This is a genomic window from Amycolatopsis sp. NPDC004378 (assembly GCF_053602455.1).
The window spans coordinates 254,079-277,525 of the sequence record NZ_JBSGDR010000005.1 but is presented as its reverse complement, the minus strand read 5'-3'; the positions used below and the strand labels follow the sequence as shown (position 1 = coordinate 277,525).

The 23,447-nt window shown below is 70.7% G+C and carries 21 protein-coding genes; 11 read left to right on the top strand and 10 right to left on the bottom strand.

Annotated features, from left to right (window positions below):
* Positions 1 to 24 precede the first annotated feature (24 nt).
* From ACWEN0_RS18895 to ACWEN0_RS18880, 4 genes are all read left to right on the top strand, one after another.
* Positions 25 to 1,083, top strand: a complete 1,059-nt coding sequence (locus ACWEN0_RS18895) for an NAD(P)-binding domain-containing protein (RefSeq protein ID WP_451974792.1) — start codon at positions 25 to 27, stop codon at positions 1,081 to 1,083.
* A gap of 444 nt (positions 1,084 to 1,527) precedes the next feature.
* Positions 1,528 to 3,087: a discoidin domain-containing protein gene (locus ACWEN0_RS18890; RefSeq protein ID WP_451975189.1), complete on the top strand. Its 1,560-nt coding sequence runs from the start codon at positions 1,528 to 1,530 to the stop codon at positions 3,085 to 3,087.
* An 8-nt stretch (positions 3,088 to 3,095) separates the two neighbouring features.
* Complete coding sequence (locus ACWEN0_RS18885) at positions 3,096 to 4,325, top strand: MFS transporter (protein WP_451974790.1); 1,230 nt, start codon at positions 3,096 to 3,098, stop codon at positions 4,323 to 4,325.
* Entirely contained in the window at positions 4,322 to 5,254 is a 933-nt protein-coding gene (locus ACWEN0_RS18880) for a TolB family protein (RefSeq protein ID WP_451974788.1), read from the top strand. Before ACWEN0_RS18885 ends, ACWEN0_RS18880 begins: the two co-directional genes overlap by 4 nt.
* Here the strand turns inward: ACWEN0_RS18880 and ACWEN0_RS18875 are convergent.
* Positions 5,244 to 5,816, bottom strand: coding sequence for a TetR/AcrR family transcriptional regulator (locus ACWEN0_RS18875; protein ID WP_451974786.1), 573 nt, complete (start codon positions 5,814 to 5,816; stop codon positions 5,244 to 5,246). The two genes, ACWEN0_RS18880 and ACWEN0_RS18875, sit on opposite strands and share 11 nt — an antisense overlap.
* Before the next feature lie 78 nt (positions 5,817 to 5,894).
* Here ACWEN0_RS18875 and ACWEN0_RS18870 point away from each other — a divergent pair, with 78 nt between their 5' ends.
* On the top strand, positions 5,895 to 7,277 hold the full coding sequence (locus tag ACWEN0_RS18870) for a cytochrome P450 (protein WP_451974784.1): 1,383 nt from the start codon (positions 5,895 to 5,897) through the stop codon (positions 7,275 to 7,277).
* Here ACWEN0_RS18870 and iolD read toward each other — a convergent pair.
* The 6 genes from iolD to ACWEN0_RS18840 all read right to left on the bottom strand — a co-directional run bounded on the left by iolD (position 7,262) and on the right by ACWEN0_RS18840 (position 13,787).
* Entirely contained in the window at positions 7,262 to 9,097 is a 1,836-nt protein-coding gene (gene iolD / locus ACWEN0_RS18865) for a 3D-(3,5/4)-trihydroxycyclohexane-1,2-dione acylhydrolase (decyclizing) (protein ID WP_451974782.1), read from the bottom strand. The two genes, ACWEN0_RS18870 and iolD, sit on opposite strands and share 16 nt — an antisense overlap.
* Positions 9,094 to 9,984 carry a 5-deoxy-glucuronate isomerase gene (gene iolB, locus ACWEN0_RS18860; protein WP_451975187.1) on the bottom strand — a complete coding sequence of 297 codons (891 nt, stop codon included), beginning with the start codon at positions 9,982 to 9,984 and terminating at the stop codon, positions 9,094 to 9,096. Before iolB ends, iolD begins: the two co-directional genes overlap by 4 nt.
* A gap of 119 nt (positions 9,985 to 10,103) precedes the next feature.
* Positions 10,104 to 11,033 (bottom strand): 5-dehydro-2-deoxygluconokinase, encoded by a 930-nt coding sequence (iolC, locus tag ACWEN0_RS18855; protein ID WP_451974780.1) that lies wholly within the window; start codon positions 11,031 to 11,033, stop codon positions 10,104 to 10,106.
* Positions 11,030 to 11,809: an ATP-binding cassette domain-containing protein gene (locus tag ACWEN0_RS18850; RefSeq protein WP_451974778.1), complete on the bottom strand. Its 780-nt coding sequence runs from the start codon at positions 11,807 to 11,809 to the stop codon at positions 11,030 to 11,032. Before ACWEN0_RS18850 ends, iolC begins: the two co-directional genes overlap by 4 nt.
* Positions 11,806 to 12,849, bottom strand: coding sequence for an ABC transporter permease (locus ACWEN0_RS18845; protein WP_451974776.1), 1,044 nt, complete (start codon positions 12,847 to 12,849; stop codon positions 11,806 to 11,808). Before ACWEN0_RS18845 ends, ACWEN0_RS18850 begins: the two co-directional genes overlap by 4 nt.
* Positions 12,849 to 13,787: a sugar ABC transporter substrate-binding protein gene (locus tag ACWEN0_RS18840; RefSeq protein ID WP_451975185.1), complete on the bottom strand. Its 939-nt coding sequence runs from the start codon at positions 13,785 to 13,787 to the stop codon at positions 12,849 to 12,851. The genes ACWEN0_RS18845 and ACWEN0_RS18840 overlap by 1 nt, the downstream gene beginning before the upstream one ends.
* On the opposite strand from ACWEN0_RS18840, the gene ACWEN0_RS18835 reads away from it, so the two are divergent.
* A complete protein-coding gene (locus ACWEN0_RS18835; protein WP_451975230.1) occupies positions 13,681 to 13,980 on the top strand; it encodes a hypothetical protein in 300 nt (99 codons plus the stop codon). The two genes, ACWEN0_RS18840 and ACWEN0_RS18835, sit on opposite strands and share 107 nt — an antisense overlap.
* On the opposite strand, the gene ACWEN0_RS18830 is transcribed toward ACWEN0_RS18835, so the two are convergent.
* Positions 13,964 to 14,842 (bottom strand): TIM barrel protein, encoded by an 879-nt coding sequence (locus ACWEN0_RS18830; RefSeq protein WP_451974774.1) that lies wholly within the window; start codon positions 14,840 to 14,842, stop codon positions 13,964 to 13,966. The two genes, ACWEN0_RS18835 and ACWEN0_RS18830, sit on opposite strands and share 17 nt — an antisense overlap.
* Before the next feature lie 113 nt (positions 14,843 to 14,955).
* On the opposite strand from ACWEN0_RS18830, the gene ACWEN0_RS18825 reads away from it, so the two are divergent.
* Positions 14,956 to 15,975 (top strand): LacI family DNA-binding transcriptional regulator, encoded by a 1,020-nt coding sequence (locus ACWEN0_RS18825; RefSeq protein ID WP_451974772.1) that lies wholly within the window; start codon positions 14,956 to 14,958, stop codon positions 15,973 to 15,975.
* Positions 15,972 to 16,970: a Gfo/Idh/MocA family protein gene (locus tag ACWEN0_RS18820; RefSeq protein WP_451974770.1), complete on the top strand. Its 999-nt coding sequence runs from the start codon at positions 15,972 to 15,974 to the stop codon at positions 16,968 to 16,970. The genes ACWEN0_RS18825 and ACWEN0_RS18820 overlap by 4 nt, the downstream gene beginning before the upstream one ends.
* A 70-nt stretch (positions 16,971 to 17,040) precedes the next feature.
* Here the strand turns inward: ACWEN0_RS18820 and ACWEN0_RS18815 are convergent, their stop codons facing one another.
* Together ACWEN0_RS18815 and asnB are read right to left on the bottom strand one after the other, a co-directional pair.
* A complete protein-coding gene (locus ACWEN0_RS18815; RefSeq protein WP_451974768.1) occupies positions 17,041 to 17,361 on the bottom strand; it encodes a hypothetical protein in 321 nt (106 codons plus the stop codon).
* A gap of 34 nt (positions 17,362 to 17,395) precedes the next feature.
* A complete protein-coding gene (gene asnB / locus ACWEN0_RS18810) occupies positions 17,396 to 19,237 on the bottom strand; it encodes an asparagine synthase (glutamine-hydrolyzing) (protein WP_451974766.1) in 1,842 nt (613 codons plus the stop codon).
* A 398-nt stretch (positions 19,238 to 19,635) separates the two neighbouring features.
* Here asnB and kdpF point away from each other — a divergent pair, with 398 nt between their 5' ends.
* Genes kdpF through kdpB form a run of 3 tightly spaced genes read left to right on the top strand, consistent with a single transcriptional unit; the run spans position 19,636 to position 23,443 of the window.
* Positions 19,636 to 19,737, top strand: coding sequence for a K(+)-transporting ATPase subunit F (gene kdpF, locus ACWEN0_RS18805; protein WP_451974764.1), 102 nt, complete (start codon positions 19,636 to 19,638; stop codon positions 19,735 to 19,737).
* Entirely contained in the window at positions 19,737 to 21,398 is a 1,662-nt protein-coding gene (gene kdpA / locus ACWEN0_RS18800) for a potassium-transporting ATPase subunit KdpA (RefSeq protein WP_451974762.1), read from the top strand. Before kdpF ends, kdpA begins: the two co-directional genes overlap by 1 nt.
* A complete protein-coding gene (gene kdpB / locus ACWEN0_RS18795) occupies positions 21,395 to 23,443 on the top strand; it encodes a potassium-transporting ATPase subunit KdpB (protein WP_451974760.1) in 2,049 nt (682 codons plus the stop codon). The genes kdpA and kdpB overlap by 4 nt, the downstream gene beginning before the upstream one ends.
* Positions 23,444 to 23,447 lie beyond the last annotated feature (4 nt).

Sequence of the window (23,447 nt, the reverse complement as noted above, 5' to 3'; positions counted from 1 at the left end):
CGGCTGTGGGCCGTTGGACTCGTCATGGGCGGTGCGGATCACGAGACCGATGTGGTGGTGATCGGTGCCGGGCAGGCGGGGCTCTCGGCGGCCTACCACCTGCGCCGGGCCGGGTTTGGCAATGGCTCCGGGTTCGTCGTGCTCGATCACGGCAAGCGGGCCGGGGGTGCGTGGCAGTACCGGTGGCCGTCGCTGGTGCTCGGCAAAGTGCACGGCATCTACGACCTGCCGGGCATGGCCTTCGGCAGCCCGGACGTGACGCGTCCGGCTTCCGAAGTCGTCTCGGAGTACTTCGCGCGCTTTGAAAGCGTCTATGACCTCCCGGTTTTCCGGCCCGTCGACGTCCAGTCCGTGACGCGTGCGGGGGAGCGGTTGCTGGTTTCGAGCCCGGCCGAGTCGTGGGCGGCGCGGGCCGTGATCAGTGCGACCGGGACCTGGGACCGGCCGTTCTGGCCGCACTACCCCGGCCAGGAGACGTTCGCCGGCCGGCAGCTGCACACGGCCGACTACACCGGGCCGGAGGACTTCCGCGGCCGGCGGGTCGTCGTGGTCGGGGGTGGGGCTTCAGCCGTTCAGCTCCTCATGGAGTTCGCTCCTCTCGCCCGCGCGACGGCGTGGGTGACCCGGCGTCCGCCCGTGTGGCGCGACGAACCCTTCAGCGAGGACTGGGGACGCCACGCCGTCGCGAAGGTCGACGAACGTGTGCGAGCCGGGCTGCCGCCCGAGAGCGTTGTCAGCGTGACCGATCTCGCCGTGACGCCGGAGGTCCGAGCCGCGCGCGCTGCCGGGATTCTCGACCGGCGGCCGATGTTCGAGCGCATCGCGCCCGACGGGGTCGTCTGGGCCGACGGCTCGCGGTTCGACGCCGACGTCATCCTCTGGGCGACGGGTTTCCGGGCCGCGATCGAGCACCTCGCGCCGTTGCACGTGCGCGAGCCGGGTGGGGGGATCCGGGTGGACGGCACGCGCGTGGTGCGCGAGCCGCGGCTGCATCTGGTCGGGTACGGGCCTTCGGCGAGCACTGTCGGGGCCAACCGGGCGGGGCGCGCCGCGGTGTCGGAGATCCGGAAGCTGCTGAGCTGAGTCGGTCATACATCCGAAGCTACCGAACAACTGTGCGAAAGATCATCACTGGATCGGGTGAAGCGCGGGGCCGGATTTTCGTTGTGCGACAACGGGAAGCGACGGGCGCTGCCCCCGGTTCCCATGCTACCGGCGACCACCGACAGAACGGGAAAGGTCGGAGGGTTCCGCCGGGCGATCCCGGGCGGCGGGGCAGTGTGCCGCTGAGTGAGAACGGTTCTGAGCTGGGGAAACCCGGTGAAACTCACCCTCTTGACCGATTCAACGGCCGGACACGTCTTGTCAGTCGAATCCGATCATCGCTACTCTTCCAATAGTTAGGAAACTTTCCTAACAGTTCAACTCCCGTTCACCAACGCCGCAGCCCACCCAGCCCTCCGCCAGGCCCAGAAGGAGCGCGACGTGCCGTCGACCCGCCTACGCACATTCACCCGGCTCACGCCCGTGATCGCGGCGATCACCCTGCTGCCCTCCGCGATCGCCGCGGCCAGCACCGCCGATGCCCCAGCCGATGTCCTTCTCTCGCAAGGAAAACCGGTCGCCACCTCGACCGTCGAGAGCTCGTCCTACGCCGGTGCCAAAGCCGTCGACGGCAATGCCGCCACCCGGTGGGCCAGCGCCGAAGGCGCCGATCCGCAGTGGCTGCGGATCGACCTCGGCCAGTCCGCCGCCGTCCACCGGGTGGTCCTCACCTGGGAAGCCGCCTACGCCAAGAAGTACCGCATCGAGGTCTCCGACGACGGCACGCAGTTCACCCCCGCCGTCACCGTCGACAACGGTGACGGCAAGACCGACGACCTGACCCTCAACGCGCACGGCCGGTACGTGCGCTTCGTCGGCGTCACGCGCGCCACGAACTACGGCTACTCCTTCTGGGAGATGCAGGTCTTCGGCAGCACGGACTCCTCCGGCGACACCCAGCCCCCGACCACCCCGGCCGGTCTCACCGCCGGTGCGACCACCGCCACCAGCGCGGCCCTGACGTGGAGCGCCGCGACGGACAACGTCGGTGTCGCCGGGTACGACATCCTGCGCAACGGCACGCCGGTCGCGACCAGCACGACCACGTCCTACACCGACACCGGCCTCACACCCGACACGAGCTACACGTACGCGGTCCGCGCGCGGGACGCCGCCGGGAACGCCTCGGGCGCCAGCACCCCGATCACCGTGAAGACCCGGGCCGGCAGCGCGAGCGGCTTCGTCCTCGCCGCGGCGGGGGACATCGCCGAACGCTGCACCTCGAGCAGTTCGAGCTGCGCCCACGTCAAGACCGCCAAGCTCGTCGAGACCATGAACCCCGCGGCCGTGATCACCATGGGCGACAACCAGTACGACGACGCCCACCTGGCGGACTTCAAGTCCTACTACGACAAGACGTGGGGCAGGTTCAAGAGCATCACCCACCCGATCCCGGGCAACCACGAAACCTACGACGACACGCCCTACCAGGGGTACGACGACTACTTCGGCGCCATCGCCAAGCCGCAGGGCCAGCGCTACTACAGCTGGGAAATGGGCAACTGGCACTTCATCGCCCTGGACTCCAACGACTTCGCCACCCACGAGTTCGGCCCGAGCGAGCAGCTGGCGTGGCTGAAGCAGGACCTGGCGAACAACAAGAAGGGCTGTGTCGCCGCGTACTACCACCACCCGCGGTGGAGTTCCGGCGACCACGGTGACAACCCCGACAGCATCGAGCTGTGGAACCTGATGGTGGCCAACAAGGTCGACCTCGTCCTCAACGGGCACGACCACGACTACGAGCGGTTCCTCCCGCAGAACGCCGACGGCAAGGCCGACGCGAACGGCCCGGTCGAGATCGTCGGCGGCAGCGGCGGCGCGAGCCTGTACGACATCCACGCCGCGCACCCGACGACGGCCAAGCTGCTCAAGACCTACGGCGTCCTCAAGCTTTCGATGACCGACACGTCGTTCCAGACGCAGCTCCTCGGCGTCGACGGCAAGGTCCTCGACAGCAGCCCGACCTACACCTGCCACTAGGAGCCGGCATGTACATCGCGGCAAGCCGTACCTCGGACCTGGCGGCGGGCGAAGACCGGAAGCCCGCGTTGAAGCGGGTCTCCGCCAACGTCGTGGCGCTCGGCATGGTCAGCCTGGTCACCGACGTCTCCTCGGAGATGGTCACCGCCGTCCTCCCGCTCTACCTGGTGCTCGGCCTCGGCCTGAACCCGCTGCAGTTCGGGCTGCTCGACGGGCTCTACGCCGGCGCCACGGCCCTCGTGCGGGTGCTCGGCGGGCACCTGGCCGACCGGTGGCGGCGGCTCAAGGCCGTCGCCGGGTTCGGGTACGGCTTGTCCGCGGTGGCCAAGCTCGGGCTGATCGCGGCCGGCTCGTCGGTCGCCGCGATCGGCGTCGTCCTCGCCGCCGACCGCACCGGAAAGGGCCTGCGCACCGCCCCGCGCGACGCCCTGATCTCGCTCAGCAGCGAGCCCGGCGCGCTCGGCCGGTCGTTCGGCGTGCACCGCGCGCTCGACACGGTCGGCGCGTTCCTCGGCCCGCTGGTGGCCATGGCGGTGCTCGCGCTGAGCCTCGGCAGCTACACGAGCGTGTTCTTCACCAGCTTCTGCGTCGCGGCGATCGCCGTGCTGCTGCTGGCGTTGTTCGTGAAAGACCATCCCGGGTCGGTCGAACGCGCGGCCGTCTCCGCGCGGGCCGCGTTCGGGCTGCTGAAACAGCGCGACTTCCGGCGCGTGACGCTCTGGGCCGCGCTGCTCGGCCTGGTGACGGTCGGCGACTCCTTCGTCTACCTCGTCCTGCAGCGGCGCTGGGAGATCGCCGCGACGTTCTTCCCGCTGCTGCCGCTCGGCACGGCCGGCGTCTACCTGGTGCTGGCCGTGCCGCTGGGCAAGCTCGCCGACCGCGTCGGCCGCTGGCCGGTGTTCCTCGGCGGGCACGTCGCGCTGTGCCTGGCCCTGCTGCTGCTCTGCGGCCCGGCCGCGCTGCCCTTCGCGGTCGTCGCGCTCGGCCTGCACGGCGTGTTCTACGCGGCCACCGACGGCGTCCTCATGGCCGCCGCCGGCCCGCTCATCCCGGCCGGCCTGCGCGCCACCGGGATGGCGGTCGTGCAGACCGGGCAGGCGGGCGCGCGCATGCTCTCGTCCGTCCTCTTCGGACTGGCGTGGACGGTCTGGGACCTGCGGCCCGCGGTGCTCGTCGCCGCGGGCTGCCTGGCCGCCGTCGCCCTCGCCGCCGCTCTCGTGAAACCGGTGCGCCCGTGAAGAAACTCGTCCTCGCCCTCACCGGCACGGCCCTCCTGGTGGCCGCGGCCGTCACGTACACCGTCAGCGCCCGCCACGACACCGCCGACGCCGAACCGGCCGCGCAGCTCACGCTGGGCCCCGGACAACTGTTCTTCCGCGACACGGCCACCGGCCGCGTCGGGGTCGAGAACCAGGGAAAACGCCGGCTGAGCGGCCTGAAGTGCGACCGGTTCGCGGTGGCGAAGCAGACCGCGGTGTGCCTCGCGGTGCAGCCGGGCACGCTCCCGGCCGTGACCGACGTCCTCGTCCTCGACGACCACCTCGACGTCCGCCACACCGAAACCCTGCCGGGGACGCCGAGCCGCGCCCGCGTCTCCCCGGACGGCAAACGCGTCTACTGGACATTGTTCGTCACCGGCGATTCCTACGCGCAGACGGGGTTCTCGACGCGCGCGGGACTGTACGAAGTGGACACCGGACGCCTGGTCAAGACGATCGAGGAGCTGCCGGTCTTCCTCGACGGCAAGCGGTACTTCGCCGCCGACGTCAACTACTGGGGCATCACCTTCGCCCCGGACGGCAACCGCTTCTACACCACCCTCGGCAGCAAGGGAAAGACCTACCTCGTCGAAGCCGACTACGCGCGCTACCGCGGGAAGGTCCTCAGGGAGAACGTCGAATGCCCGTCGTTGTCCCCGGACGGCACGCGGGTCGCGTTCAAGAAGCAGGTCGGCGAAGGCGTCTGGCGGCTGTCCGTGCTGGACCTGAAGAGCATGGCGGAGACCGCGCTGGCCGAACAGGGCAGCGTCGACGACCAGGCGCTGTGGGAGGACGACCACACCGTGCTCTACGGCCGGGACAACGCCGTCTGGGCGGTTCCGGCGGACGGCTCCGGCGCGCCGCGGAAGCTGGCCGGCGGCGCCGCGTCGCCGGCCGTCACGGGGTGACGCCGACCGCCGCGAACAACGTCCGCACGCACAGGTCGCGCAGCTCCTCCTGGGTGACTTTCGGCTGGTCGAGCCACTCGAGGATGGTCGTCGCGACGAATGCGAGCCAGCCGCGGACGGCCAGCCGCGTCACCTCGGTGACCGGGGTCAGCGGGCTCACGGCGTCGAGGATGCGGGCGGCGTTCGCGGCCTTCCCGGCCTCGCGGATCTCCCGGATCTCGCGGTCGGCGTCGCCCGCGGCGCGGTGCACGACCCGGTAGCCGTCCGGGTGGGTGCGGGCGAACTCGAGGTAGACGTCCAGGCCCCGGCTGAGCTGCTCGGCGACGGGCAGCGCCGGGTCGGGCTCGCTCATCGCCAGGAGCTGGTCGCGCTGGGCGCGGACGATCGAGGCGAAGAAGTCCTTCTTGGTGGGGAAGTAGTGGTACAGCAGGCCGCGCGAGACCTGGGCGATCTCGGCGACCTCTTCGATCCACACCTCGTCGTACGGCCGCTGCGCGAACAACCCGGCCCCGATCGTCAGGAGCTGCTCGCGCCGCTGTTCGGTGCTCAGCCTCGTCCGCATCCCCCGACCTTACTTGACACGGGTTCAGCAGCGGGGGATCGTGACCCTATTGGATCCGGGTTCAATAGGGGGTACGCCGTGGACACCACCGGGATTCCGCACCGGCCGGGCCGGTTGCCGGTGATCGGCGACCTCATCGGCGCCAACCCGCGCACGCCGCTGCAGGACACCCTGCGCATCGGCAAGCGGATCGGCCCGATCTTCACGCGCAAGATCTTCGGCTTCGAGATCGTCTTCGCCGGCGGGGTCGACCTCGTCACGCAGCTGAACGACGAGACCAAGTTCGGCAAGCACGTCGGCATGGGCATCGAAAACCTGCGCGCGCTCGCCGGCGACGGGCTGTTCACCGCCCACACCCACGAACCGAACTGGCGGCTCGCGCACGACATCCTGCAGCCGGCCTTCTCGGCCGAGGCGATGCGCCGCTACCACCCGGTCATGCTGGACGTCGCCCGCGAGCTCGTCGCGAGCTGGGACGCCGCGACCGGGCCGGTCGACGTCTCCGCCGACATGACCCGGCTGACCCTCGAGACGATCGGCCTCGCCGGGTTCGGCTACCGCTTCGGCTCGTTCGAACGCGCCGAGCCGCACCCGTTCGTCACGGCGATGATCCGCGCGCTGCGGTACGCGCAGATGCAGAACGTCAAGCTGCCGTTCGTGCGGCGCGCGTTCGCCGGCACGGCCGAGCAGAACCGGGCCGACCTCGCGACCATGACGAACCTGGTCGACGAGGTCATCCAAGCCCGCCGCGAAGACGGCGGGGAGAGCCGCGACCTGCTCGGCCTGATGCTCACCGAAGGCCACCCGGCCACGGGCGAGCGCCTCGACCCGGTGAACATCCGCAACCAGGCCATCACGTTCGTCGTCGCCGGCCACGAGACGACGTCCGGCGCGCTGTCGTTCGCGTTGTACTACCTGACGCGCCATCCCGAGCTGCTCGCGAAGGCACGCGCCGAGGTCGACGCGGTGTGGGGCGACCGCGAGCCCGCCTTCGGGGACGTCGCGAAGCTGCGTTACGTGCGTCGCTGCCTCGACGAGGCGATGCGGCTCTGGCCGACCGCGCCCGGCTACGCCCGCGAAGCGCGCGAAGACGTCGTGCTCGGCGGGAAGTACCCCATGGCCAAGGGCGATTGGGTGCTCGTGCCGCTCCCGCTGGTGCACCGCGATCCCGCGGTCTGGCCGGACCCCGAGCGGTTCGACCCGGACCGCTTCGAGCCCGCCGCGGTGAAGAAGCGGCCGGCGCAGGCGTACAAGCCGTTCGGGACGGGCGAGCGCGCCTGCATCGGCCGGCAGTTCGCCCTGCACGAAGCCGTGCTGGCGCTCGGCATGGTGCTGCAGCGCTACGACTTCGACGTCGACCCGGCGTACGAGCTGGAGATCGCCGAGTCGCTGACGCTCAAGCCGAGCGGCTTCACCTTGCGGCCCCGCGTCCGCGCCGCCGTCCTTCAGGGCTGCAGGTAGCGCACCTGCCCGGGCTTTTCGCGGGCGTACTCGTCGTGCCCGGCGAGGTGCTCCGGGACGCCGACCTCCCACCAGGCGCCCGCCTCGGTCCACGACGACGGCTGCGTCTTCACCACGACTACCGCCGGACGGCGCTCGGTCACGGCCGCCTCGCGCGCGGCCGCGTACGAGGTGCGCAACGAGTCCACTGTGGATGCCGAGAACGTCAGGCAGCCCAGGGACTCCGCGTGCCGTGCGAAGTCGACTCGCGGTGGCGAAGCGTGCGAAGTCGTGCAGTCGGCGTAGAAGTTGTTGAACGGCTTCCCGCCCTGTCCCTCCTGGAGCCGCGCGATCACCGCGTAGCCGTCGTTGTCGCACACGACCGCGACGAACGGGTGGCCCGCGAAAGCCGCCGAGAACAGCTCGGAGTTCAGCATCAGGTACGAGCCGTCGCCCAGCAGCGTCGTGACCAGACCCGGGTGCGCGATCGCCGCGCCCCACGCACCGGACAGCTCGTAGCCCATGCACGAGAACCCGTACTCGACGTCCATCGAGAGCGAGCCGGAGCCGCGCCAGCCGCCGATCAGCTCGCCCGGCAGGCCGCCGGACGCCGTCATGACGTAGTCGTCCGCCGCCGACAGGTCGTTCACCACGCCCACGACCTGCGCGTACGACGGGATTTCGGCGGCTGCGGAACGCAGCGAGTCGATGTGCGCGTCCCACTTCGCGCGTTCGGCCGAGGCTTGCGACGTCCACGACGGGTCGACGCGCCAGCTCTCCAGCTGGGCGGCCAGGTCGGTCAGGCCTGCGTCGGCGTCGCCGACGACCGCCAGCGCGCCGTGTTTGACCGCGTCGAACCGGGCTGCGTTCAGCGTGACCAGGCGGACGTCGGGGGAGAAGACCGTCCAGGACGCCGTCGTGAAGTCCTGCAACCGCGTGCCGACCGCGAAGACCACGTCGGCGGCGGCCGCGACGGCGTTCGCCGACGTCGAGCCGGTGATGCCCAGCGGTCCCGCGTGCAACGGGTGCGTGTGTGGCACCAGCGTGCGGCCCGCGGTCGTCTCCACCAGCGGAATGCCGTGCCGCTCGGCGAAGTCGAGGGCGCGCCGGCCGGCGCCGGAGTACCGGACGCCGCCGCCGAGCACCATGAGCGGGCGGCGGGAAGCACGCAGGGCGCTCGCCGCCTCGGTGACCGAACGCCGGTCCGGGCGCGGCCGCAACGGCCGGTGCAGCACGGGTTCGAACAGCGCGTCCGGGAAGTCGTACATCTCCGCCTGGACGTCCTGGGGCAGGGCGAGGACGACCGGTCCGGCGTCGGCCGGGTCGGTGAGCACCCGCGCGACCTGCGGCAACGTCGAGAGCAGCTGCTCGGGCCGGGTGATCCGGTCGAAGTAGCGCGAGACGGCGCGGAAGGCGTCGTTCACCGTCGCGGTCGCGTCGCCGAACGGCTCGATCTGCTGCAGCACCGGGTCCGGCGCGCGGCCGGTGAACGTGTCACCGGGCAGCAGGAGCACCGGCAGCCGGTTCGCGTGCGCGACCCCGGCCGCGGTGACCATGTTCAGCGCGCCCGGCCCGATCGACGACGTCACGACGCCGACCTGCCGCCGGTGCGTGGCCTTCGCGTAGCCGACCGCCGCGAGGGCCATGCCCTGCTCGGTGTGCCCGCGCCACACGGGGATCTCGCCGCGGCGCTCTTCGAGCGCGGTGCCGAGGCCGAGGACGTTGCCGTGCCCGAAGATCGCGAACACCCCCGGGAACAGCGGGACTTCGCGGCCGTCGAGGGTTTCGGAGCGCTGCGCCAGGAGCCAGCGGACCAGCGCCTGCGCCGTCGTCAGCTTCACCGGACCCGCCCTTCGTGGCTCGTCACCGGGCAGCGCGGGTCGAGGTCCTGGCCGGCCCACGTGTCGCGGACCCAGCCGTGCGCGGGATCGTCGCAGAACGCCATCGAGCGTTCGCCGGCCGGCCCGGCCAGGACGTTCAGGTAGTACATCGGGTAGCCCGGCGCGGCCACGCACGGCCCGTGGTAACCGCGCGGGATCAGGAAGACGTCGTGGTCGCGCACGGCGACGTCCTCGTCCAGGTCGCCGTCCGTCGTGTACGTGCGGTGCAGGCCGAAGCCTTCGCGAGACGGCGTGACGCCGTCGCGGCCCGCGATGCGGAAGTAGTAGATCTCCTCGTTGACGACCTCGCACTCGGTCGCTTCGTCGTGCTTGTGCGGCGGGTAGGACGACCAGTTCCCGCCCGGCGTGACCAGCTCGCACGCGTTGAGCTTGTCGGCGTGGTCCCACACCCCGGGCACGCCGAAGTTGGTCACCTGCCGCGTCGCCTGTCCCGCGCCGCGGACTTCGACCGGCACGTTCTCGGCCGGGCCATAGCGCGCTTCGAGGCGACGCGTGCAGCGCGCCATCGGCAGCGCGACCGTCAGACCGTCCACTGTCGACAACTCGACTTCGGCGTCGCGCGGCACGTACGCGAAGTCCGTGACGCGCGTGAACACCGACTCACGGCCTCGCAGCTCGAAGACCTGGCCGTCGACACGGACCGTCGCCGAACCCGACAGCGGCAGCACGAACGCCTCGAACTCGCCGGTGTGCAGGATCCGCACTTCGCGCGGGGCCAGGGTCAGCACCCGCAGGCCGCAGTAGGTCCAGCCCGCGGTGTCGGGGGTGAGCCGGACCGGGTCGGCGTCGTCGGACAGCGTCCCGAACGGGCGGTGCAGTTTGCTCACTTCGCGGCCTCCAAGACCTTTCGCGGCGGCACGGGTGTTTCCGTCGGGCCGGGGGAGCGGGGTGCGGACGACCTCGGGCGGCGGCAGCGGCGGTTCGCGCCGGCGTTCGTCCGTGCGGATCACAGCAGCTCCTCGATCTCCTCGGCGGTCGGCATCGCGTCGGCGCAGGCCAGCCGGGACGCGACCAGCGCGCCCGCCGCGTTCGCGTACCCGGCGAGGCGCACCGGGTCCCAGCCCGAGAGCAGGCCGTGGATCAGGGCGCCGCCGAAACCGTCGCCGGCGCCGAGCCCGCAGACGACCTCGACGCGTTGCGGCGGCACGGTCCAGCGCCCGTCCGGGGTCGCCACCAGGACGCCGTCCGCGCCCTTCTTGATCACCGCGAGCCGCAGCCCGCGCTCGAGCATGCGGTCCGCGGCGGTGTCCGGGTCGGCGGTGCCGACGGCGACCTCGGCCTCGGTCCGGTTGCCGACCGCGACCGTGACGTGGTCGAGCAGCCCGCCGATCTCTTCGCGCGCCTGGTCCACCGAAGGCCAGAACATCGGCCGGTAGTCGAGGTCCAGGACGGTGTGCTCGCGGCGGCCGCGGGTTTCGAGGATCTTCCGCTGGGTCGTCCGGGCGGGCTCGGTCGAGACACCCGTGCCGGTGACCCACAGCAGCGGCACCGACTCGACGACTTCCCACGGCACGTCCTCGTCGGTGAGCGTGAGGTCGGGCGCGATGGGGGAGCGGTAGAACAGCAGCGGCGGGTCCGCGGGCGGGTTCAGCTCGCAGAACACCACCGGCGTCTGCAGGTCTTCCGACGTGCCCACGAAGGCCGGTGAGACGCCGAAGCCGCCGAGGGCCTGCCGGACGTAGTCGCCGAAGCCGTCCGGGCCGACCTTCGTGAGGACCGCGGTCGACCGGCCGAGCCGCGCGGCGGCGACCGCGACGTTGGTCGCGGTCCCGCCGAGCGACTTGGCGAACGTGCTGACCCCGGCCAGGGACACGCCGCTCTGCTCCGGGTAGAGGTCCACCCCGACCCGGCCGATCGTCAGTGCTTCCAGGTTCACGCCTTCTCCACCTGGCGCAGTTCGTGTTCGAGGGCTTCCAGTTCGGCACCGCCCGCCATCTGCCGGGTCAGCTCGTTGATGCCGATCTCGGACTTCTCGTACGACCCGAGCGCGGCACCCCGCTTGAGCAGCAGGAACCGGTCGGCGACGGGGTAGGCGTGGTGCGGGTTGTGCGTGATCAGCACGACGCCGAGCCCGCGGTCGCGAGCCTGCGCGACGTACTTGAGCACGACGCCGGCCTGCTTGACGCCCAGCGCGGCGGTCGGCTCGTCGAGGATCAGCACCTTCGCGCCGAAGTACACCGCCCGCGCGATCGCGACGCACTGGCGCTCGCCACCCGAGAGCGTCCCGACGGGCTGCTCGACGTCGCGCAGGTCGATGCCCATGTCGGACAACGCCTTCTTGGTCGTCTCGCGGCCCTTGCGCCGGTCCAGGAACCGGACCGGGCCGAACCCGACCGTCGGCTCCGAGCCGAGGAAGAAGTTCCGCCAGACGCTCATCAGCGGCACCACCGCGAGGTCCTGGTACACGGTCGCGATGCCGTGGTCCAGGGCCTCACGCGGGGAGGAGAACCGCACCGGCTGCCCGTCGACGAGGAACTCGCCGCGGTCGTGCTGGTGCACCCCGGCCAGGATCTTGATCAGCGTGGACTTTCCGGCGCCGTTGTCGCCGAGCACGCAGGTCACCTCGCCCGCGTTGACCACAGTGGACACCTCGCGCAGCGCGATGACGCTGCCGTAGGTCTTCCCGATGTCCTTCACTTCGATCAAGCTCATCGGCGTACCCTCTCCGCGCGCCGCCGGAAGGCGTTGTTCACCAGGACCGCGGCCAGCAGCATGATGCCGAGGAACAGCATGAACCAGTCGCTGTTCCACTGCGCGAACACGATGCCCTGGCGTGCCATGCCGAAGATCAGCGCGCCGATCGCCGCGCCCACCGCCGAGCCGAACCCGCCGGTGAGCAGGCAGCCGCCGATCACCGCCGCGATGATGTACTGGAACTCCAGCCCGATGCCCTGGTTGGCCTGCACGCTGGTGAACCGCAGGATGTTGATCGAGCCGACCAGCCACGCGCCGAGCGCGGTGCCCATGAACAGCAGGATCTTCGTGCGCACCACCGGCACGCCGACCGAGCGGGCCGACACCTGCGACCCGCCGACCGCGAAGACCCAGTTGCCGAACCGGGTGCGCACGAGCAGCACCGCCGCGATCGCCGTGACGATCACCCACCACACGATCGACGCCTGGAACTCGGTGCCGCCGATGGTGAACGTGGACGCGAAGAGCGCGCCGGCCGACTCGTAGCCGCTCGTCGAGCGCATCCCCGACACCTGGACGGTACCGGTGACCAGCCGCGTCACGCCGAGGTTCAGCCCCTGCAGGGCCAGGAACGACCCCAGCGTGACGATGAAGCTCGGCAGCCCGGTGCGCATCACCAGCCAGCCGTTGAACGCGCCCACGCAGAGCGCGAACACCAGCGAGGCGGCCAGCGCCGCCCAGACGTTCCAGCCCGCCTGCGTGGCCAGCGTCGCGGTGACCAGCGACGTCGACGCCGTCATCACGCCCGCCGAAAGGTCGAACTCGCCCCCCACCATGAGCAGCGCGACCACCACGGCCATGATGCCGAGCGTCGCCGAGTCGTCGAGCCAGGTCGCCACCCCGAGCGGACTGAGGAACTGGCCGGTGACCACGGAGAAGAAGACGAAGACGAGCACGGCGCCGAGCAGCGCGCCGATCTCGGGCCGGACGACCAGCCGGTCGGTCAGGCCCTTCTTCCCCACGCGTTCGTCGGGCTGGGCTTGGATCGCCGCGGTCATCAGCGGGTGCCGCGCTGCGCGTACGGGGCCACGGTGTCGATGGTGGTCTTGTCGACGAAGCCGGGGCCGGTCTGCACCGGGTGGCCGCCGCCGATGGTGTTGCCGTTCTCCTTGTACAGCTTGAGGAACACGATCGGCAGGTAGCCCTGCTCGTACTGCTGCTGGTCGACGGCGAAGAGGATGCTGCCGTCCTTGATGGCCGCGACGACGTCGGCGTTGAGGTCGAAGGTCGCCACCTGCGCCTTGGAGCTCGCCTCCTTGGCCGCGCTCACCGCGCGGGCCGCGACCTGCGAGTTCAGCGCCAGCACCGCGTCGATCGACGGGTCGGACTGCAGGGCGCCGCGGATGCGCGCCTGCGCGTCGGTCGGGTTGGAGATGTCGACCTGCAGCGTGGTGACGTTGCCGAAGGACTGCTTCGCGCCGTCGCAGCGCTGGTTCTGGCCGATGTTGCCGGCTTCGTGGATGACGCAGAGCAGCTTCGTCTTGCCCGCGGCCTTGAGCCGCTGCCCGGCGCCCTGGCCCGCGAGGCCTTCGCTCTGCCCGACGTGCGCGATCGCGCCGAACGCCGCGCTGGAGTCTTCGCCGGAGTTGATGGTGATCACCGGGATGCCGGCCTTGACCGCGTTCTGGATCGACGTCTGCAGGGCCTGCGGGTTCGCCATCGAAACGACCAGGCCGCCGACCTTCTGCGCGACGGCGTTGTCGATCAGCCGGGCCTGGTTGCCGGGGTCGCCGTCGGCGAAGTAGTCGACGCCGACGTTGAGGTCCTTGCCCGCCTGCTCGGCACCGTTCTTCACGACGTTCCAGAAGGCGTCACCGGCGGTGCCGTGCGTGATCACGGCGACCTTGAGCGGACCACCGGAACTCGGTGCCGCCGCCGGTGAACTCGAGCTGGAGCTCTTCGAGTTGTCGGCGCTCGGGCCACTGCAGGCGGCCAGTACGAGCCCGGCGGCGGCGATCGCCGCCGCCTTCTTCAGTGAGAACTTCGCCGCCATCTTTTTGCCAGAGAACTTCGCCGCCATCTTTTTGCCAGAGAACTTCGCCGCCATCTTTTTGCCAGAGAACTTCGCCGCCATCTTTTTGCCAGAGAACACAGTCACTCCTTTGGGACCGATTACAGGGAGTCGATGATCGTCGAGAGGTGGGCCAGGCTGCGCTCGGTGTCCCGCCGGGGTACGTCGTCGGGGCTCGAGTCGCCGAGGGCGGTGTCCTGTTCGAGGACGTACCAGCCGTCGTAGCCGGCCGCCTGGACGGAGCGCACCATCGACGCCACGTCCACATCCCCCTCGCCGAGCGGGGTGTAGATGCCCCGTCCGACCGCTTCGGTGTAGGCCAGCCGGCCGCTTCGGACGTCGGCCGCCAGGTCTTCTCGGACGTCTTTCAGGTGCACGTGCCCCACTCGTTCGGGAAAGCGCTTCGCCAGCTCGACCGGATCCGTCCCGCCGATCATCAGGTGCCCGGTGTCCAGGCACAAGCCGAGATCGGAGTCGCGCAGGAACCGCTCGACCTCCGCCTGCTGCTCCACGTGCGTCCCGACGTGCGGGTGCAGCACGGTGCGCAGGCCGTGCCGGGCGGCGATGTCGCGGATCCTGCCCGCCGTGTCGACGAGCGTCGCCCATTCGGCGTCGGTGAGCTTCGGGCGTTCGTCGTAGCCGTCGAGCCCGGTCGCGGCGGCGAGGACGAGGACGTCACCCCCGCACGCGGCGAACAGCGCGGCCGACTCTTCGGCTTCTTTCAGCGCGTGGTCCTGATCGGCGTGCAACACGACGGCGAGGAAGCCGCCGACGAGCGTCAGGTCGTGCTTCCCGAGCAGCTCCCGCAGTTCGGCCGGGTCGCGCGGGAGGTACCCGGGCGGGCCCAGTTCGGTGGCCTGGACGCCGAGGGCCGCCATCTCGCCGAGCACGGTCGCCGCGTCCAGCACCCGGCCCCAGCCCGGGACTTCGCAGACGCCCCAGGAGATCGGGGCGGCCGCCACGCGGATCGTCGCTGTCACAAGGGCCTCCGGTGGTCCGTTGGAGCGCTCTATTGATTAGAGCGCTCTAATCTTGTAGCGTCCGTCACACCAAGTCAAGGCCGAGTTTCCGGTGATCAGGGGAGGTGCACCGCATGCGTCCGACGATGGAGGACGTCGCCGCGCGAGCGGGGGTTTCCCGCGCGCTGGTCTCCCTGGTGATGAGGAACTCCCCGAAGGTCTCCGACGCCCGCCGCGCGGCCGTCCTGCGTGCGGCCGAGGAGCTGGGCTACCAGCCGCACGTCATGGCGCGGTCCCTGGCCAGCCGGACGTCGACGGTGCTCGGGGTGATGGTCAACGACCTGCGCAACGCCTTCTTCGCCGACGTCGTCGAGGGATTGGACGCGGCCGCGCAGGCGGCGGGCTTCGACCTCGTGCTGAACACCGGCGGCCGCAGCCCCGCGCGGGAGGGGAACGCCTTGCGCAGCCTGCTTTCCTTCCGCCCGGCCGGGGTCATCCTGCTCTCGCCGGTCGTGCCCGCGTCGGCCATCGAAGCCGCGGCGCGGCAGTGCCCGGTGGTGCTGGTCTCCCGCACGTCGCGGGCGTCCGGTGTGGACACGGTGAACGACGACGGCGAGGCGGGGTCGGCGCTGGCCGTCGACCACCTCGTCGGCCTGGGGCACCGGCGCATCGCGCACCTCGACGGCGGCGGCGCGGCCGGGGCGGCCCAGCGGCGCCGCGGGTTCCAGGCGGCGATGCGGCGCCACGGCCTCGAGCCGGTCGTGGTGCGCAGCGAGCACACCGACACCGCGGGCGAGAAGTCGGTGCGGGAGCTGCTGGCGACGTACTCACGCGCCGAGCTGCCGACGGGTTTGGTGGCGGGCAACGACTTCAATGCCGTCGGGGCCATCTCTGCCCTGGAGGAAGCCGGGCTGCGCGTGCCCGAGGACGTCTCGGTCGTCGGCTACGACAACACCTCGCTCGCGGCGCTGCGGCACCTGTCACTGACCACAGTGGACCAGCCGCGCACGGAAATGGGCCGGCTGGCCTTCGAAGCGCTGATCGAGCGCGTCCGCGGGGAGCGCACGGAGCCGGTCCGGCACCTGCTGCACCCGTCCCTGGTGGTCCGCGCGACCACCGCCGGGTTTTCTGCTACAGGAGGAGCACCACGATGAGGTTGGGACTGGCGGGCACCGGCCGGATCGGCACCGCGCACGCGGAGACGCTGAAGGGCTTCGAGGAGGTCGAGTCGGTCGTCGTGGCCGACGTCGACCCGGCGCGGGCCGCGTCCGCCGCCGCGAAGCTGGGCGTCGAAACGACTTCCCTCGGCGAGCTGTTCACCGCGGGGCTCGACGGGCTGGTCGTCACGGCGGCCACCGACGCGCACCCGGGCCTGATCATCGCGGCGGTCGACGCGGGCATCCCGGTGTTCTGCGAGAAGCCGGTCGCCGCGGACATTCCCGGCACCCTGGCCGTGATCGACCGCATCGACGCCTCGGACGTCCCGGTGCAGATCGGCTTCCAGCGCCGGTTCGACGCGGGCTACGCGGCGGCTCGCGCGGCCGTCGCCTCCGGTGAGCTGGGCTGGCTGCACACGCTGCGCGCGACGACGTTCGACCCGGCGCCCCCGCCGGCGGAGTACGTCGCGCACTCGGGCGGGCTCTTCCGCGACTGCGGCGTGCACGACTTCGACGTCGTCCGCTGGGTCAGCGGCCGCGAGATCGACGAGGTCTACGCGATCGGCGCCAACCGCGGCGAGCGGTTCTTCGCCGACGCGGGCGACGTCGACACGGCGGCGGCGACGCTCACCCTGGACGACGGCACCCTGGCGACGGTGTCCCTGACCCGCTACAACGGCGCGGGCTACGACGTGCGGCTGGAGGCGCTGGGCTCGGTGTCCGGCGTGGTGGTCGGCCTGGACGACCGCGCCCCGCTGCGGTCGGTCGAGCCGGGCGTCGCGCCGCTGCCCGGCCCGGCGTACCCCGGGTTCATGGAGCGGTTCCGCCCGGCGTACACGACGGAGCTACGGGCGTTCCTGGACGTCGTCGCGGGCCGTTCGCCTTCGCCGTGCGTCGCGGCGGACGCGCTGGAGGCGTTCTACATCGCGGAGGCCTGCGAGGTGTCCCGCCGCGAACGGCGGCCGGTGAAGCTGACCGAAGTCCGGCGCTGACCAGGGGCGCGGGAGCAACGTCCGCGGCACGCCCGAAACCCGCCTCGGCCGCTGGCGGCCCGACCCGCCTCTACAGCCGGGCCTGACCCCGCTCGCCGGCCCCGGCCAGCCGCGGCAGGATCTCCGTCCGGACGTACTCCAGCGCGTCGCGGTCCGGCAGGATGTGCGGCCCCTGCACCCAGCGCACGCCGTGCCGCACGGCCGCCGCCGTGACGCGCTCGCGCAGCGGGCCCGCCACCCCCGCGCCCAGGACCAAGGCGTCCACCAAGCCCAGACGCGAAAGGACAGCTTCCTCCGAAGCGACGCCGTCCGCGGCGAGACCCGCCGCGGACAGCGCCGCCGTCACCCTCGAGACCGTGGCCGGGTTGCGGCCGAACAGGAGCACCTTCATGCTCCCGAGCCTCACACCTCAAGGGCACTCGAAGTCAAGACAGCTGCAGCTCCGGCCGGTACATGTCGATCCAGTGGTACAGGTCGAGCAGCCGGTCCAGGCCGATGCGCATCGCCGGGTCCATGGTCGCCGAGTCCACTTCGGACGCGCGGTGCGCCCAGGCGCGGTCGACCAGGTCGAACACCTGGTGGCCCGGCTCGGCCAGCACCTCCTTGACCTGCTGCTGCAGCGCCGCCGCGTAGCCCGGGTCCTGCGTCGAGGGGTACGGGCTCTTCACGCGGTCGCGCACCGAGTCCGGCAGCACGTGCTTGGTCGCGTGGCGCAGGAGGCTCTTCTCCCGGCCGTCGAACGTCTTCAGCGACCACGGCGTGTTGTAGACGTACTCGACCAGCCGGTGGTCGCAGAACGGCACACGGACCTCCAGGCCCACCGCCATCGACGCGCGGTCCTTGCGGTCGAGCAGCATCCGCACGAACCGGGTCAGGTGCAGGTTGCAGATCGTCCGCATCCGGGCTTCCCGCCCGGACTCGCCGTCCAGGTGCTCGACGCCCGCGACCGCGGTCTTGTACTGGTCGGCGATGTAGGACTCGACGTCGAGGTTCTTCACCAGCTCCGGCGTGTAGAGCGACGACCGCTCGTCCATCATCGAGTTCCGGAACGCCAGCCACGGGAACGTGTCCGCGTTGACGGCCTTCTCGTCGTGGAACCAGCGGTAGCCGCCGAACACCTCGTCGGCCGACTCGCCCGACAGCGCCACCGTCGACTCGCCGCGGATCGCCTTGAACAGCAGGTACAGCGACGTGTCCATGTCGCCGAGCCCGGCCGGGATGTCCCGCGCCCGCAGCACCGCGCGCCGGACCTCGGGGTCGGTCAGGTCGCCCGGGTTGAGGACGACGTCCTTGTGCGCCGAGCCGACCAGGGACGCGACGTCGCGCACGAACGGCGAGTCCGCGGTGTCCCGCATCTCGTCCGGCTTGAAGTTCTCTTCCTGGCCGAAGAAGTCGACCGAGAACGTCCGCAGCCGCTCGCCCTGCTCGGCCAGCCGCGCGGCGGCGAGCCCGGTGACGGCACTCGAATCGAGGCCGCCGGACAGCAGCACGCACCGCGGGACGTCCGCGACGAGCTGGCGGTGCACGATGTCCGTCATCAACTCGCGGACACGCGCGACCGTGGTCTCCTGGTCGTCGGTGTGCTGCTTCGCGTCGAGCTTCCAGTACGTGCGGGTCTTGATGCCCTCGCGGGACACCGTGACGAGCGTGCCCGGCTGGACCTCTTCCATGTCCTTCCACAGCGACCAGCCCGGCCGCTTGGTGAAGCCGGCCAGCTCGCGGAAGCCGTCGAGGTCGACGACCTTCTTCGCGATCGGGTTCGCCAGGATGGCCTTCGGCTCGGAACCGAACAGCACGCCGTCGGGGGTCGGGTAGTAGTAGAACGGCTTGATGCCCATCCGGTCGCGGATCATGACGAGCTTGTCGTCGCGCTCGTCCCAGATCGCGAAGGCGTACATGCCGTTGAGGTGGTCGACGACCTCGTCGCCCCACTGCAGGTAGCCGTGCAGGACGACCTCGGTGTCGCTGTCGGTCTCCCACTGGTGGCCGAGCTTCGTCAGCTCTTCCTTCAGCTCGGTGAAGTTGTACGCCTCACCGCTGTAGACCATCGCGACGTCGCCGTTCGGCGTGCGCACCGACATCGGCTGCCGCCCGCCGGGAAGGTCGATGATGGCCAGGCGCCGGTGCCCCAGCGCGACGTGCGTGCGCACCCAGGTGCCTTCGTCGTCCGGGCCGCGGCAGGACATGGTCGCGGTCATGGCGTCGACCACGTCGTCGCGGCGGGTGAGGTCGGCGTCGAAGGAAACCCAGCCGGCGATACCGCACATAGTTGCCCCTCCCTGAATTTGCTTAGCCAATACAACTATCGGTAACACAGGTGTAACACGCTCTGTCGATCTTGTCTGCCCGAATTGCACTTTCCGCACTTGTTCGGTCACGCGGTGTGTCGCGAGTCACTGACCAACTGCATACAGTGATTAATCGGCAAACGTTTGCGTGACCGGCGCCACCGGCCATAAAGACGCCGTAAACGCGTGTCAGGAACGCATCAAGGCACCATCAGCCGCAGGTCGCGACCGGGTCCCGGAGCCGCACAGTGAACGCGTCCGGTCACCGAACCCGGTGACCCGTCTTGAGAGGTGCCTGTGGCCGACTTGCTCTACGCCGTCCTGCTGATCGGCGTGTTCGTGGTGCTCGCACTGGCGCTGCGCGGGCTGGAGAAGCTGTGAGCGGCGCCGGAACTCCTGCCAACGTCGTCGGCGGACTGCTGGCGCTGGGCCTTCTCGTCTACCTGTTCATCGCGCTGATCCGGCCGGAGAAATTCTGATGTCCGACACCGCGGCCGGGCTCATCCAGCTCGGCCTCCTCCTCGCCGCCCTCGCCGCGGTCTACAAACCGCTCGGCGACTACCTGGCGCACGTCTTCTCGACCGAGAAGCACCTGAAGCTCGAGAAGGGCCTGTACAAGCTCTTCCGCGTCAACCCGGACTCCGAACAGCGGTGGCCGACCTACGCCGCGGGCGTGCTGGGCTTCTCGTTCGTCTCGATCGTCCTGCTCTACCTGCTGCAGCGGCTGCAGCCGCTCCTGCCGTGGAACCTGGGGCGCGGCTCGGTGAGCCCGGCGGTCGCCTTCAACACGGCGGTCTCGTTCGTCACCAACACGAACTGGCAGTCCTACGTCCCCGAGACGACGATGGGCCACTTCGTGCAGATGGCCGGGCTGACCGTGCAGAACTTCCTGTCGGCCGCCGTCGGCCTCGCCGTGGCGATCGCCGTCACGCGCGGGTTCGTCCGCGCGAAGACCGACCGGCTCGGCAACTTCTGGGTGGACCTCACGCGCGGCACGATCCGCGTGCTGCTGCCGATGGCGTTCGTCTTCGCGATCGTGCTCGTGGCCCTGGGCGTCGTGCAGAGCCTCAAGGCCGGCGTCGCCGTCACGAACCCGGACGGCAGCCACAGCACCCTCGCCCTCGCGCCCGCCGCGAGCCAGGAGGCGATCAAGGAACTGGGCACCAACGGCGGTGGCATCCTCAACGCCAACTCCGCGCACCCCTTCGAGAACCCCAACGCCTGGACCAACCTCATCGAGCTGTTCCTGATCCTGGTGATCCCGGTCAGCCTGACCCGCGCGTTCGGCAAGCTCGTCGGCAAGCCCAAGCAGGGCTACGTCCTGCTCGGCGTGATGGGCCTGCTGTGGGCCGCCTCGCTGGTGATCATCTGGTTCTCCGAAGCCAAGGCGAGCAACCCGGCGGCCCTGGCCGCGGGGGCGAGCATGGAGGGCAAGGAGCAGCGGTTCGGCATCGGCCTGACGTCGATCTTCGCCGACACGACCACGGGCACGTCGACCGGCGCGATCAACGGCGCCCACGACAGCCTGTCGAGCCTCGGCGGCGGCGGACCGCTGCTGAACATGCTCTACGGCGAGATCTCGCCGGGCGGCGTCGGCACCGGCCTCTACGGCATCCTCGTGATGGCGATCATCGCGATGTTCCTGGCCGGCCTGATGGTCGGGCGGACGCCCGAGTACCTGGGCAAGAAGCTCGGCAAGCGCGAAGTCACGGCAGCGGCCATCTCGATGCTCGCGATGCCCACGGTGGTGCTGCTCGGCGCCGGGATCGCGTTGCTGCTGCCGGACACCGCCGGTGCGCTGGGCAACGGCGGCGCGCACGGGCTGTCCGAAATCCTCTACGGCTACGCGTCCACCGGCAACAACAACGGCAGCGCGTTCGGCGGCCTGACCGCGACGAACGACTGGTTCCAGTCGTCGTTCGGCGTGGCGATGCTGCTCGGCCGGTTCGTCCCGATCATCGCCGTGCTCTGCCTGGCCGGTTCCCTGGCCGAGCAGCGCAGGGTGCCGGAAACCGCCGGCACCCTGCCCACCACCGGGCCGCTGTTCGCCACCATGCTCACCGGCACGGTGGTGCTCGTCGCGGCCCTCACGTTCATCCCGGCGCTCGCGCTCGGGCCCATCGCGGAGGCACTCGCATGACCGTCACCGAAGAACGACCCCAGGTGACTCCCCCGTCCGAAGCCACCGGCCGCGTCGGCGCCGGGGTGTTCAGCCCCCGCCAGCTCTGGACGTCGCTGCCGGACGCCTTCCGGAAGCTCAACCCGAAGCACCAGCTCGGCAACCCGGTGATGTTCGTGGTGTGGGTGGGCTCCGCGCTCACCACCGTCTTCGCGGTCACCGACCCGAGCGTCTTCACCAGCCTCATCGCCGTGTGGCTGTGGTTCACGGTCCTGTTCGCGAACCTCGCCGAGGCCGTCGCCGAAGGGCGCGGCAAGGCGCAGGCGGAAAGCCTGCGGCGGTCGAAGAAGGAGACCGTCGCCCGCCGGCTCACCGACGCCGGCGAGGAGCAGGTCCCGGGTGTCGAGCTGAAGATCGGCGACCTGGTCGTCGTCGAGGCGGGGCAGGTCATCCCGGGTGACGGCGACGTCGTCGAGGGCATCGCGACCGTCGACGAGTCGGCCATCACCGGCGAGTCCGCGCCGGTCATCCGCGAGTCCGGCGGCGACCGCAGTGCCGTCACCGGCGGCACGACCGTGCTGAGCGACCGGATCGTCGTGAAGATCACGACCAGGCCGGGCGAGTCCTTTGTGGACCGCATGATCGCGTTGGTGGAAGGCGCTTCGCGGCAGAAGACGCCGAACGAGATCGCGCTGACCATCCTGCTCTCGACGTTGACGATCATCTTCCTGCTCGCCGTCGTCGCGCTGCAGCCGATGTCCCGCTACTCCGGGTCCGAGCAGTCGGTGATCGTGCTGACGGCGTTGCTCGTGTGCCTGATCCCGACGACGATCGGCGCGCTGCTGAGCGCCATCGGCATCGCGGGCATGGACCGGCTGGTGCAGCGCAACGTCCTCGCGACGTCCGGCCGCGCGGTCGAAGCCGCGGGCGACGTCTCGACGCTGCTGCTCGACAAGACCGGCACCATCACCTTCGGCAACCGCCGGGCCACCGAGCTGATCCCGGTCGGCACGGCCACCCCGGACGAGCTGGCCCGGGCCGCGCGCCTGGCGAGCCTCGCCGACGAGACCCCCGAAGGCCGCAGCGTCGTCGAGCTGACGTCGGAGTACGCGGACCAGGACGTGCGGGGCGAGTTCGTCCCGTTCACCGCCCAGACCCGGATGTCCGGCCTCGACGTCGGCGACCGGCGGATCCGCAAGGGCGCCGCGTCCGCGGTGCGCGCGTGGGTGCGCGAAAACGGCGGCGACTACCCCGACGAGACCGAGCGCGTGGTCGACGAGATCAGCGCCCAGGGGGGCACCCCGCTGGTCGTCGCCGAGGACACCGTGGTGCGCGGCGTGATCCGGCTGTCCGACGTCGTCAAGCCGGGCATGAAGGAGCGCTTCGGGGAACTGCGCGCGATGGGCATCAAGACGGTGATGATCACCGGCGACAACCCGCTCACCGCCAAGGCCATCGCCGAGGACGCGGGCGTCGACGACTACCTCGCCGAGGCCAAGCCCGAAGACAAGATGGCGCTCATCAAGAAGGAGCAGGAGGGCGGCCGCCTGGTCGCGATGACCGGCGACGGCACCAACGACGCGCCCGCGCTCGCGCAGTCCGACGTCGGCGTCGCGATGAACACCGGCACGTCGGCCGCGAAGGAGGCCGGCAACATGGTCGACCTCGACAGCGACCCGACGAAGCTGATCGAGATCGTCGAGATCGGCAAGCAGCTGCTGATCACCCGCGGCGCGCTGACGACGTTCAGCGTCGCCAACGACCTCGCGAAGTACTTCGCGATCCTGCCGGCGATGTTCACCGGCATCTTCGCCCAGCTCGGCGCGCTGAACATCATGCACCTGGCGACGCCGAAGTCGGCGATCCTGTCGGCGGTCATCTTCAACGCGCTGATCATCGTCGTGCTCATCCCGCTGGCCCTGCGCGGCGTGCGGTACAAGCCGTCGTCGGCCTCGGCCCTGCTGCGCCGCAACCTGCTCGTCTACGGCCTCGGCGGGATCGTCAGCCCCTTCCTCGGGATCTGGCTGATCGACCTGCTCGTGCGCCTCATCCCTGGAATCGGGTGACCCG